12 protein-coding genes are annotated in these 12450 nt (G+C 41.6%); all 12 read right to left on the reverse strand.

The window, feature by feature from the left end; translation table 11 throughout:
- Positions 1-263: 263 nt before the first annotated feature.
- The gene (locus PSF09_RS17580) at positions 264-1430 is read right to left on the reverse strand and encodes a hypothetical protein (RefSeq protein WP_272666403.1); all 1167 of its coding nucleotides are present in this window, start codon (positions 1428-1430) and stop codon (positions 264-266) included.
- A gap of 126 nt (positions 1431-1556) precedes the next feature.
- Positions 1557-3389 carry a glutamine--fructose-6-phosphate transaminase (isomerizing) gene (glmS, locus tag PSF09_RS17585; protein WP_272684254.1) on the reverse strand — a complete coding sequence of 611 codons (1833 nt, stop codon included), beginning with the start codon at positions 3387-3389 and terminating at the stop codon, positions 1557-1559.
- Positions 3390-3596: 207 nt separating this feature from the next.
- Positions 3597-4967, reverse strand: a complete 1371-nt coding sequence (gene glmU, locus PSF09_RS17590; RefSeq protein ID WP_272684255.1) for a bifunctional UDP-N-acetylglucosamine diphosphorylase/glucosamine-1-phosphate N-acetyltransferase GlmU — start codon at positions 4965-4967, stop codon at positions 3597-3599.
- Positions 4968-5093: 126 nt separating this feature from the next.
- Complete coding sequence (locus tag PSF09_RS17595) at positions 5094-5519, reverse strand: F0F1 ATP synthase subunit epsilon (protein WP_004906291.1); 426 nt, start codon at positions 5517-5519, stop codon at positions 5094-5096.
- 21 nt (positions 5520-5540) lie between these two features.
- Positions 5541-6923 carry a F0F1 ATP synthase subunit beta gene (gene atpD, locus PSF09_RS17600; RefSeq protein WP_004906293.1) on the reverse strand — a complete coding sequence of 461 codons (1383 nt, stop codon included), beginning with the start codon at positions 6921-6923 and terminating at the stop codon, positions 5541-5543.
- A gap of 34 nt (positions 6924-6957) precedes the next feature.
- Positions 6958-7821, reverse strand: a complete 864-nt coding sequence (atpG, locus tag PSF09_RS17605) for a F0F1 ATP synthase subunit gamma (RefSeq protein ID WP_004906741.1) — start codon at positions 7819-7821, stop codon at positions 6958-6960.
- Between the two features lie 51 nt (positions 7822-7872).
- A complete protein-coding gene (gene atpA / locus PSF09_RS17610; RefSeq protein WP_004906297.1) occupies positions 7873-9414 on the reverse strand; it encodes a F0F1 ATP synthase subunit alpha in 1542 nt (513 codons plus the stop codon).
- Positions 9415-9428: 14 nt separating this feature from the next.
- Positions 9429-9962, reverse strand: coding sequence for a F0F1 ATP synthase subunit delta (gene atpH / locus PSF09_RS17615; RefSeq protein ID WP_004906300.1), 534 nt, complete (start codon positions 9960-9962; stop codon positions 9429-9431).
- A gap of 12 nt (positions 9963-9974) precedes the next feature.
- On the reverse strand, positions 9975-10445 hold the full coding sequence (gene atpF, locus PSF09_RS17620) for a F0F1 ATP synthase subunit B (RefSeq protein WP_004906301.1): 471 nt from the start codon (positions 10443-10445) through the stop codon (positions 9975-9977).
- Between the two features lie 58 nt (positions 10446-10503).
- Positions 10504-10743, reverse strand: coding sequence for a F0F1 ATP synthase subunit C (gene atpE, locus PSF09_RS17625; protein ID WP_004093904.1), 240 nt, complete (start codon positions 10741-10743; stop codon positions 10504-10506).
- 48 nt (positions 10744-10791) lie between these two features.
- The gene (gene atpB / locus PSF09_RS17630; protein ID WP_004906738.1) at positions 10792-11610 is read right to left on the reverse strand and encodes a F0F1 ATP synthase subunit A; all 819 of its coding nucleotides are present in this window, start codon (positions 11608-11610) and stop codon (positions 10792-10794) included.
- Between the two features lie 33 nt (positions 11611-11643).
- Positions 11644-12021 carry a F0F1 ATP synthase subunit I gene (gene atpI, locus PSF09_RS17635; RefSeq protein ID WP_004906317.1) on the reverse strand — a complete coding sequence of 126 codons (378 nt, stop codon included), beginning with the start codon at positions 12019-12021 and terminating at the stop codon, positions 11644-11646.
- Positions 12022-12450 lie beyond the last annotated feature (429 nt).

The raw sequence follows: 12450 nt of genomic DNA on the forward strand, positions 1-12450 counted from the left end.
GAATAACCCGGCAAAAACAGATTGTCGGGTTATTCTTATTATAAATATATTACGGATTTATTTTCCCAATGTATTTATATGTTGAATTTAAATAAAAAATACTAAATATAATAATTAAGGTGGATTTATGAATAAATAATAATATTTAGTTTTATCATTCTTGGTACTGATATTATTTTAAAATTATCTAGTATGAAAAATGTGTTTTACGTTCCTATGCAGCAAGATTAGGTGATTGAATCATTAAGACATAAAATTATGTGTTAGTGATTCAAGAAAATCCCCTTATCATCGTCAATTATAATTTGTTTTAATGATTTATGAATACCGCCATCATCTGTTTGCAAGATAAACACAAATAAAACCTGACAAAGTACTGATTGAGGGCAATGACGAGGCCGATATTTTGAATAGGGAGACCATCCATTAGCTAGATACCTTTCATGCATTCGCTTCATTGCATCAACAACAGAGTTCGCAGCTTGTCCTTTGTTGATTTTAGTCGATTTTTTTTGATGATACACAAAAGCATCAGTAACCGTTTTAGATATAATATAGAAAACTTGCCCAACAGATAAGTTTTCTAATAAATAGGTGATGTTTTTTGTTGTTTTTTCACCAATCAGAAAAGATGTGAAATTATATTCATCCATTTCATAATTTAAATAAAAAAAACACTCAAATAGATTATTTTTCTTACATAACTCAATTAGTGATTTTGTATTTTCTTGTAAATAATAGATATTAGCTAATTTTAGCTCTAGTAGGTCAATAATCGTAGATAAACTATTAGTTTCTTTAATAATAACTTCCCAGCACATAAATATATTATTAAAATAAATATAATCTTCACTAACACTTATATATTTTAAATTAGTAACTGGACTTACTGCAATCACACCTGCAGTATAAAGTTGTTCTATGATTAACAGGTCAAACTTATAATTCGGTGTTAATTTTTCATACCTCTGATTATCAAGGCTATCTAAATACATTAGATTTTCATCAGCACAACACCGTATAAGTGCAAGTAAAAAAACACTATTTTCAAAAGAAAGATCATTGATACTTAAAGCATTCTCTTTTTTTAAAAATAATAGATTATCAATATATTCAATTTTTTCTTGCCTTTCTTTTTCATTCTCTATACGAATACAATCAACACAAATATGTTCAAGATTACTTAAATGTGAAAAATGGCTTCTATCTCGTAAATATTCTATTTCACCACATGCCACACATTTTAGCTTTAAACAATAAGCTTTGCAGCTTTTAGCCACAATAGCTTTTATTTCTTTAGATTTTAATTGTGTTTTTTCTTCTATCTTAATCATTGAATATAAAAAACGGCCATTTTCTGCAACCTGCCAATATAGTTGGCATACAAATTCATATTCCTTATCAATAATATCAATAAATATAATTTCCATACGTTTATTTCCTTGTTTTTTATTATGTTATATTAAAAAAAACAAAAAATAGAAATTATATTTTGAAAAAAAATAAAAAGGCTCATTACGGTTAAATAATGAGCCCTTTATTAATCAAATTATTGATTACTCAACCGTCACCGACTTCGCCAAGTTACGTGGTTGGTCTACGTCTGTACCTTTAATCAATGCAACGTGATAAGACAACAGTTGCAGAGGAACAGTGTAGAAAATAGGTGCGATGAGCTCTTCAACATGAGGCAGCGAAACAATTTTCATATTTTCACTAGCTTCAAAGCCCGCATCTTGGTCAGCAAACACATACAGCAAACCACCACGCGCACGAACTTCCTCAATATTTGATTTCAGTTTTTCTAACAATTCATTGTTAGGTGCCACGATGATAACAGGCATATCGGCATCAATTAACGCTAATGGGCCGTGCTTTAATTCACCAGCGGCATACGCTTCCGCGTGTATATATGAAATCTCTTTTAATTTCAGAGCCCCTTCAACGGCAATAGGGAACTGATCACCGCGGCCTAAGAACAACGCGTGGTGTTTATCAGAGAAATCTTCTGCCAATGCTTCAATGACTTTATCTTGCGATAACATGCTTTCAATACGCGCAGGCAATGCATGCAGAGCGTGAGAAATATTTTCTTCGAGCTCCGGATTAGCACCTTTCAAACGGCCCATATACGCCACTAGCATTAGTAAAACAGTTAACTGTGTGGTAAACGCTTTGGTTGATGCCACACCAATTTCAGCCCCTGCTTTGGTCATCAGGGCAAACTCAGATTCACGTACCAGTGAAGAACCCGCAACGTTACACACCGCTAAAGAAGTCAAATAGCCTAACTCTTTCGATAAACGCAATGCTGCCAGTGTATCTGCAGTTTCACCTGATTGAGACAGCGTTATCATTAAGCTGTTTTTACGGTGCGCAGGGTTACGGTAGCGATACTCTGAAGCGATTTCCACATCACATGGAATACCCGCTAAAGACTCAAACCAATAACGCGCTACCATGCCAGCATTGTAAGATGTCCCGCAAGCTACGATTTGGATATGTTCAACTTGAGATAAAATTTCACTCGCACGAGGGCCTAATTCGCTCAGATCAATGCCATTATCTTTGCTAAAACGCCCTTCAAGGGTGTTTTTAATCGCCATCGGCTGTTCATAAATCTCTTTTTGCATGTAATGGCGGTAAACGCCTTTATCGCCCGCATCATATTGAACGTTTGATTCAATTTGCTCACGATCGACAGCTTCACCACTTTTATCAAAGATACGAACAGTACGACGAGTGACTTCGGCAACATCCCCTTCTTCAAGGTAAATAAAGCGACGAGTCACAGGCAACAATGCTAATTGGTCTGATGCTAAGAAGTTTTCACCCACACCTAAACCAATAACCAATGGGCTACCAGAACGTGCGGCGACTAATAATTCAGGAATACGGCTATCCATAATTACCGTACCATAAGCACCGCGTAATTGTGGAATAACACGTTGAACCACTTCCACCAGCGTGCCGCCCTTTTGTTGTTCATGGTGAACAAGATGAGCAATCACTTCGGTGTCAGTTTCTGAACTAAAGACATAACCGAGCTTTTTCAGTTCATCTTTCAGTTCTAAATAGTTTTCAATAATGCCGTTATGAACAACCGCAATATAACCAGAGGTATGTGGGTGAGCATTACGTTCACTTGGAATACCATGAGTCGCCCAACGGGTATGTGCAATCCCCGTTCCACCCGATACTGGGTTTTTCTCCGCTTCTTCCGCTAACATTTGCACTTTGCCGACTTCACGTAAGCGTTGCAAATGACCTTCGTGATCAACCACAGCCATACCCGCTGAGTCATAACCACGGTATTCAAGACGACGAAGACCTTCTAACAGAATTTCTGCAATATCACGTTGTGCAACAGCACCTACAATTCCACACATATTTTTTTGATTCCTAGACAAAAGGTTTCTTTCTTGAGAAACCTTTATTTGTCGCAACCTAATTGTTGTACAGTTTTCACTGCTCCCCAGCCTTGTAGAAAATGGGGATATTATTTTTATATTGCTACCTTAGGTAGCTATTTTAATTTTCGCGATTAATTCGCATTTATAATAGGAGAGATATTGCTACCTCTCCTCAATATTTACTTATTTTTTCTTAACTGGACGTTGCCAGTTTTTAATATGCATTTGCTTTACACGGCTGACAACGAGTTCGTCTTCATTCACGTCACGAGTTACCGTCGTGCCAGCACCAATTGTTGCACCTTTTGCTACAGAAACTGGCGCGACTAATTGAGTGTCTGAGCCTACAAATACATCATCACCAATAATGGTTTTGTGTTTATTTGCGCCATCATAATTACAAGTGATAGTACCTGCGCCAATATTCACGTTATCGCCAATTTGGGCATCCCCAAGGTAACTTAAATGGCCCGCTTTAGAGCCTAAACCTAAAGAGGCATTTTTCATTTCTACAAAGTTACCCACATGTGCTTTGGCTGCTAATTTAGCACCTGGACGTAAACGTGCAAAAGGACCAACCGTACATTCTGATGACAATTCAGAGTTTTCTATGACTGAATACGGGCTAATCACTGAGTTATCACCGATTACACAGTCTTTCAAAATACAGCCAGATTGAATATGTACGTTATTCCCTAATGTGACATTGCCTTCAATAATCACGTTAGTATCAATAATAATATCGCGACCATGAGTTAGATTTCCGCGCAGATCAAAACGTGCAGGGTCAATTAACATTACTCCTGCTAATAACAATTTTTCCGCTTGTTCTTTCTGATAAACTCTTTCTAACGCAGCCAGTTGTAGGCGGTTATTCACGCCTTCCATCTCACTTAAATGTTTAGGATGAACGGTTGCAATTTTATTACCTTCTTTATGTGCTAATGCAATAATATCAGTAATATAATATTCGCCTTGTGCATTAGCGTTGTTTAGCTGTGCCAACCAACGTTTAAAATCTTTACCGCTGGCAACCATGATCCCAGTGTTAATCTCTTGGATTTTACGTTGCTCTTCAGTCGCATCTTTTTGCTCGATAATACCGACAACTTCATTATTTTCACGAATGATACGGCCATACCCTGTTGGGTTATCTAAAATAACCGTCAGTAAGCCAATACCACCTTCTGGCTTCACGTCAATTAAGCGATCTAGGGTATCTTTAGCAATTAACGGTACATCGCCATATAGCATGACAATATTTTCATCGTCTTGGAAGCTTGGCGCGGCTTGTTGCATCGCATGGCCAGTGCCGAGCTGCTCGGCCTGCAATACCCAATTGAGGTTTTGCTCACCTAGTTTTTCTTTCAGTAAATCACCGCCATGTCCGTATACCAGATGAATATCTGATGCACCAATGGATTTTGCTGTATCTATAACATGCTGAACCATTGGTTTGCCTGCAAGCAAATGCAAAACTTTAGGTAGCTCTGAATACATCCGTGTGCCTTTACCGGCAGCTAAAATCACGACACTTTTTCTTTGCACAGTCATTTTTCCTGAAACTCCAACTTAGGGATGAAAGTAAACCTATTTCCTTTATAAATTACTACATATTTCGCTCAAATAAAAAAGCCAGTTAGACTTAACCAACTGGCTTTTTTTACTATACCGCTATCATTACATTAGCTTTTTAGTTAACTCGATGACTCGAAGTTTCGCTATTGCTTTTGCAAGTTCTGCTGATGCCTGAGCATAATCAACATCGCCGTGAGCTTTACGGACGTGTTCTTCCGCTTTGCGTTTAGACTCCACTGCACGAGCTTCGTCTAAATCTTTACCACGGATCGCTGTATCAGCGAGTACGATAACACCATTTGGTTGTACTTCTAAAATACCGCCGGAGAGGTAAATTAGCTCTTCTTCACCAAACTGTTTGGTAATACGTACCATGCCCGGTTTTATGGCAGTCAGCAGCGGGGTATGCTGCGGGTAAATCCCCAGCTCACCTTCACTACCTGTCACCTGAATTTTCTGTACCATGCCTTCAAACATTTGTTTTTCAGCACTCACTACAGTCAGGTGGTATGTCATTGCAGCTACCATATCAACCTCCTGTCAGCTGGATTAAAGCTTTTTCGCTTTTTCCACAGCTTCTTCAATGGTACCAACCATATAGAACGCTTGTTCTGGCAGGTGGTCGTAATCACCGTTCAGGATCCCACTGAAGCCACGGATAGTGTCTTTCAGAGAAACGAACTTACCTGGTGAACCGGTAAATACTTCAGCAACGAAGAATGGTTGAGACAGGAAGCGCTGGATCTTACGAGCACGAGCAACAACCAGTTTGTCTTCTTCAGACAGTTCATCCATACCCAGAATTGCAATGATATCTTTCAGTTCTTGGTAACGTTGCAGAATAGACTGAACGCCACGAGCAACATCATAGTGCTCTTGACCAACAACCAGCGGGTCAAGCTGACGGCTAGTAGAATCCAGAGGGTCAACCGCAGGGTAAATACCCAGTGATGCGATTTGACGGCTCAGAACGACTGTTGCGTCTAAGTGAGCAAAGGTAGTTGCTGGTGATGGGTCAGTTAAGTCATCCGCAGGAACGTAAACCGCTTGAACAGAAGTGATAGAACCCGTTTGAGTTGAGGTAATACGTTCTTGCAGAACACCCATCTCTTCCGCCAGCGTTGGCTGATAACCTACCGCTGAAGGCATACGACCTAACAGTGCTGATACTTCAGTACCTGCCAGTGTATAACGGTAGATGTTGTCAACGAACAGCAGTACGTCACGACCTTCGTCACGGAATTTTTCAGCCATAGTCAGACCAGTCAACGCAACGCGCAGACGGTTTCCTGGTGGCTCATTCATCTGGCCATAAACCAGTGATACTTTATCCAGAACGTTTGAGTCGGTCATTTCATGATAGAAGTCGTTCCCTTCACGAGTACGCTCACCAACACCTGCGAATACTGAGTAACCTGAGTGCTCAATCGCGATGTTACGGATCAGTTCCATCATGTTTACTGTTTTACCAACACCCGCACCACCGAACAGACCAACTTTACCACCTTTCGCGAATGGACAGATTAAGTCCATTACTTTGATACCGGTTTCCAGCAGTTCTGTTGAGTTAGCTAGTTCTTCATAGCTAGGTGCAGCACGGTGAATTGACCAGCGCTCTTCTTCGCCGATATCACCTTTCATATCAATAGGCTGACCCAGAACGTTCATGATACGTCCTAAAGTTGCTTTACCTACTGGTACTTCAATTGGGTGCTCTAAGTTTACAACTTCTAAACCACGGCTCAGGCCATCTGATGTACCCATTGCGATACAACGGACAACACCTCCGCCTAACTGTTGCTGAACTTCCAGCACCAGTTTTTCTTTACCGTTAACAACCTCAAGAGCGTCGTACACTTTTGGTACGTCATCTTGAGGGAACTCGACGTCCACAACGGCGCCGATTACCTGGATAATCTTTCCAGTAGCCATCTTGAATCCTCTACGTAATTCGTAAACCTAGCTGTTAAACCGCGGAAGCGCCCGAAACAATTTCGGTAAGCTCCTGAGTAATGCTGGCCTGACGAGCTTTGTTGTAAACCAACTGCAACTCTTTGATCAGGTTTCCACCATTATCAGTAGCGGCTTTCATCGCTACCATTCGTGCGGCCTGCTCACTAGCCAGGTTTTCAACGACGCCCTGATAAACCTGCGACTCGATATAACGACGTAGCAGGGTATCCAGCAACGCCTTAGGATCGGGTTCGTAAATGTAATCCCAAGACTTCTTCTTCAGTGTTTCATCATTGCTTGCAGGCAATGGTAACAATTGAAGAATAGTTGGCTCCTGAGACATTGTATTGATGAACTTATTCGTCACCACATACAGTTTATCCAAACGCCCTTCATCATAGGCTTGTAGCATTGTGTTAACTGGACCAATCAAGTCCGAAAGCGTTGGGTTATCCCCCATTCCAGTAACTTGTGTCACGACATTGCCGCCCACAGAACCGAAGAATGATACCGCTTTAGAACCGATTAAAGCCAAGTCAACCTGAACGTTTTTCTCAGACCATGACTTCATATCTGCTAATAGTTTTTTGAACAGGTTAATGTTCAAGCCACCACACAGACCGCGGTCTGTTGAAACAACCAGATACCCGACACGTTTAACTTCACGCTCTTCGAGATATGGATGTTTATATTCCAGATTACCTAACGCTAGGTGACCAATCACACTGCGCATGGTTTCTGCATAAGGACGGCTGGCCGCCATGCGTTCCTGCGTTTTACGCATTTTGGACGCAGCGACCATTTCCATCGCTTTAGTGATCTTTTGTGTATTTTGTACACTTCCGATCTTGGAACGTATCTCTTTTGCGCCGGCCATTTCTGCTTCTCCTTATTAACCAGACGGCCCTAGGAACTGGGCCGAATAGTATTACCAGGACTGAGTTGCTTTAAATGATTCGAGCAGTTTTTTCAACTTGCCTTCGATATCATCGTTATAGCTACCAGCCGGGCCAATTTCGTTCATAAGGTCAGCATGCTCGCGCTGTGCAAAAGAAACTAAAGCAGCTTCAAACGCACCAATTTTCGCTAACTCAACATCATCCAAGAACCCACGTTCTGCCGCGAACAGAGACAGTGCCTGCTCTGCTACTGACATTGGTGCGTACTGTTTCTGTTTCAGCAGTTCAGTTACTTTCTGACCATGACTTAACTGTTTACGAGTCGCGTCATCGAGGTCGGAAGCAAACTGAGCAAACGCTGCCAGTTCACGATACTGAGCAAGTGCGGTACGGATACCACCAGACAGTTTCTTGATAATTTTAGTCTGAGCAGCACCACCAACACGAGATACTGAAATACCTGGGTTAACCGCTGGACGAATACCAGAGTTAAACAGGTTAGATTCCAGGAAGATCTGACCATCTGTAATCGAAATTACGTTTGTTGGTACGAATGCAGAAACGTCACCAGCTTGGGTTTCAATGATAGGCAGAGCTGTCAATGAACCTGTTTTGCCTTTAACTTCACCTTTAGTAAAATTTTCTACGTATTCAGCGTTAACGCGAGCAGCACGCTCAAGTAAACGTGAGTGCAGATAGAAAACGTCACCTGGGTAAGCTTCACGTCCTGGTGGACGACGCAGCAACAGTGAGATTTGACGGTATGCAACAGCCTGTTTAGACAGGTCATCGTATACGATCAGAGCATCTTCACCGCGGTCACGGAAATATTCACCCATCGCACAACCAGCATATGGCGCTAAGTATTGCAGAGCAGCTGATTCAGATGCTGTAGCAACAACAACGATAGTGTTTTGCAGTGCGCCGTGCTCTTCCAGTTTACGAACTACGTTAGAAACGGTAGATGCTTTCTGGCCGATAGCCACGTACACACATTTGATGCCTGAGTCGCGTTGGTTGATGATTGCATCGATAGCCAAAGCAGTTTTACCTGTTTGACGGTCACCGATAACAAGCTCACGCTGACCACGACCGATTGGGATCATGGCATCGACTGATTTATAACCAGTTTGAACTGGTTGATCAACGGATTGACGGTCGATAACACCTGGCGCAATAACTTCTACAGGAGAGAAGCCATCGTTATCAACAGGACCTTTACCATCAATTGGTTGACCCAGTGTATTCACAACACGTCCTAGCAGGCCACGGCCTACTGGAACTTCAAGAATACGGCCAGTACATTTAACTTTCATGCCTTCTGCCAAGTCGGCATAAGGACCCATAACGACCGCACCAACAGAGTCACGCTCTAAGTTCAGTGCGATAGCGTAACGGTTGCCAGGCAGCGCGATCATTTCACCCTGCATGACTTCGGCTAAACCGTGAATACGAATAATACCGTCATTAACGGATACAATCGTACCTTCATTGTGAGCTTCACTCACAACATCGAACTGAGCAATACGCTGTTTGATCAGTTCGCTGATTTCGGTGGAATTCAGTTGCATATGCTCCAGTCCCCTTAAGACTGCAAGACGTCAGTTAAACGCTCTAAGCGACCGCGGATACTCCCGTCAATAACGAGGTCTCCAGCACGAATGATCACTCCAGCAATAACAGACTTATCAATTTTGCAATTCAGCTTAACTTTGCGTGACAGACGTTTTTCCATCGCTGCAGAAATTTTAGCTGACTGCTGTTCACTCAGTTCGTTAGCAGAAATCACATCAACTTCAATGGTTGATTCCAGAGAGTCGCGCAATTGGATAAACTGCGTCAACACTTCTGGCAGCGTCGTTAAACGCCCGTTATCTGCCATAACACGAATCAGATTCTGAACATGCTCGTCAATTTCATCTCCACAAACAGAGATAAACGTTTTAGCTAATGTTTCTGGTGCAATAGAACCAGAAAGCAGCTCCCCAACCTGTTCATTGCGCGTCACCTCAGCGGTGAAGGCTAGCATTTCCTGCCATTTAGCAACAGCTTGGTTTTCCACAGCAAAGTCAAAAGCTGCTTTGGCGTAGGGGCGAGCTACAGTAGCAATTTCAGACATGCCCCTCCCTCCTTACAGTTCAGCGACTAGTTTATCAACGATGTCGCTGTTAGCAGCTTCATCCACGGAACGTTCGATAATCTTCTCGGCACCTGCGATAGCAAGCATCGCAACCTGTTTACGTAACTCTTCACGTGCACGTTTGCGCTCAGCATCAATTTCAGCTTGCGCTTGCGCGACGATTTTTGCACGTTCTGCTTCTGCTTCTGCTTTTGCTTCATCAATCATTTGAACGCGTTGTTTATTCGCTTGTTCAATGATGACTTGAGCTTCAGCTTTCGCTTTTTTCAGTCGGTCGGTTGCGTCGGTTTGCGCCAGTTCCAGGTTCTTTTTAGCACGTTCTGCGGAAGATAAACCGTCAGCAATTTCTTTTTGACGTTTTTCAATGGCCGCCATAATCGGTGGCCATACATACTTCATACAGAACCAAACAAACAGGACAAACGCGATAGCCTGGCCGAGGATTGTTGCATTTAGATTCACAGACAATACCTCATATTCATTAGTGAATTAATGTTCTTACAGTGTTCCGTAACGTTAATTAGGCAACAGCGAACATTACATACAAGCCCAGACCAACAGCAATCATCGGAATAGCATCGACCAGACCCATTACGATAAAGAACTGTGTACGCAGCAGAGGAATTAAATCTGGCTGACGAGCAGCACCTTCTAAAAATTTACCACCTAGGATGCCGATACCGATCGCAGCACCGATCGCCGCTAAGCCCATCATCACAGCGGCAGCCATGTACAGCAGATCCATACTCAGGTTTTCCATGACAGTCTCCAGTTTGTTTCAGTTAATACAATTATTGATAAAATTAAATTAGTGTTCTTCAGATGCCATCGACAGATAGACAACCGTCAGAACCATAAAAATAAAGGCTTGTAGCGTAATAATCAGTATGTGGAAGATAGCCCAAGGTAGGCTTAACAACCACTGTGACCACCACGGTAGCAGAGCCGCGATAAGAATAAAGATCAATTCACCTGCATACATGTTACCAAACAGTCGCAGACCGAGTGATACAGGTTTTGACAGCAGGCTTACCCCTTCAAGAATCAAGTTGACTGGAATGAAGACAGGATGGTTAAAAGGCTGCATTGTGAGCTCTTTTGTAAATCCGCCAATTCCTTTCATTTTGATGCTGTAGAAGAGGATTAGGATAAACACACCAATAGCCATCGATAATGTGACACTAACATCTGCGGTTGGTACTGCACGTAATGCAGGTAACCCGAGATAATGCTCAGCAATATACGGAAGGAAATCAATTGGGAGTAAATCCATTAGGTTCATTAAGAATACCCAGACGAACACCGTTAATGCTAAAGGAGCAATAACTTTGCTCTTGCCGTGATACATATCACGGACTGAGTTATCAACGAAACCAATGATCAGTTCTATTGCAGTCTGTAACTTACCGGGTACGCCACTAGTCGCATTAACTGCAACTCTTCTAAATAGCCACAGGAACAGAGCCCCGAGAACTACCGAGAAAAAAAGCGAGTCAATGTTCAACGTCCAAAATGTTGGACTAGCGTGGGGATCGACCAACTTAAAGGTACTCAGGTCCAACTGAAGGTTTCTCAGATGGTGGCCTATGTAATCCTCTGTAGTCATCACTTCTCCTGATGCAGACATGATGCCTCTTACCCTTTTGTAGTTTAAAAATACTTACCGTTTAAAAACGGCTGGTGCAACAATCTGAACAATTAGCACCGCTAAATAGGTCAAACCCAGTGGTGTTAATGACGCTTTGAACACACCGAAAGCAACAACTAAGACAGCGATAGTTGTAACAACCTTTAGCCCTGCTCCTAATGCTAAGAACCAGGCAATGCGGACAGGTTCATCCTCTCCTTTTGCTTTCTGAAATTGTGCTAGCAGCATAAATACGATATTTGGTAACCAGCATGCTAACCCACCAGCAAGAGCAGAGGCCCCCCATTCTATACTATTTGCACAGAAAGCCCCACTGAGGATCACTAAAGTTATAAACTGAACAGACAACTGCTTTGCAGCGTGTTTGTTGTCATAAAGGGATACAGACATAACTTTTTGTTTACTCCCAGCTCTTCTCAGCCTCAGAAACGCTAAGTGTTGTATAAAACTGCCTTTGCGTAAATGTGTCAAGAGACAAAAACGTGCAAATTATACGGGCAGGCGAAATGAATTCAATCAGTAAGTAGCGAAAAGGTGAATAAATATTTAATTTTTTCGAGTTGGCGCAGAATTGTCGCTGTAATAATTAATAAATAGTTAATGAATTGCTGCATATATTCACATTAATGTGATAAATATCACATTTAGCTTTATTCTCTTTATTTATTCTTTCAACTTTACTGACAACAAAAAATAGATTTAATCTGTAAATCAAACAATTAAAGAAGCAGATTTTTAAGTTAAATTTAAAAGTGATAAATCAAATATTTTACTATTAACTATTTATCTAGCTAAATCGATTAAGTAAAAATTGCCAAT

Source organism: Providencia sp. PROV141 (assembly GCF_028481645.1).
Lineage (GTDB): Bacteria > Pseudomonadota > Gammaproteobacteria > Enterobacterales > Enterobacteriaceae > Providencia > Providencia rettgeri.

Coding starts and splice junctions, on each gene's coding strand:
- atpB (WP_004906738.1), bottom strand. CDS start 11,610: ATGTCTGCATCAGGAGAAGTGATGACTACAGAGGATTACATAGGCCAC.
- glmS (WP_272684254.1), bottom strand. CDS start 3,389: ATGTGTGGAATTGTAGGTGCTGTTGCACAACGTGATATTGCAGAAATT.
- atpI (WP_004906317.1), bottom strand. CDS start 12,021: ATGTCTGTATCCCTTTATGACAACAAACACGCTGCAAAGCAGTTGTCT.
- atpD (WP_004906293.1), bottom strand. CDS start 6,923: ATGGCTACTGGAAAGATTATCCAGGTAATCGGCGCCGTTGTGGACGTC.
- PSF09_RS17580 (WP_272666403.1), bottom strand. CDS start 1,430: ATGGAAATTATATTTATTGATATTATTGATAAGGAATATGAATTTGTA.
- atpG (WP_004906741.1), bottom strand. CDS start 7,821: ATGGCCGGCGCAAAAGAGATACGTTCCAAGATCGGAAGTGTACAAAAT.
- glmU (WP_272684255.1), bottom strand. CDS start 4,967: ATGACTGTGCAAAGAAAAAGTGTCGTGATTTTAGCTGCCGGTAAAGGC.
- atpE (WP_004093904.1), bottom strand. CDS start 10,743: ATGGAAAACCTGAGTATGGATCTGCTGTACATGGCTGCCGCTGTGATG.
- atpH (WP_004906300.1), bottom strand. CDS start 9,962: ATGTCTGAAATTGCTACTGTAGCTCGCCCCTACGCCAAAGCAGCTTTT.
- PSF09_RS17595 (WP_004906291.1), bottom strand. CDS start 5,519: ATGGTAGCTGCAATGACATACCACCTGACTGTAGTGAGTGCTGAAAAA.
- atpA (WP_004906297.1), bottom strand. CDS start 9,414: ATGCAACTGAATTCCACCGAAATCAGCGAACTGATCAAACAGCGTATT.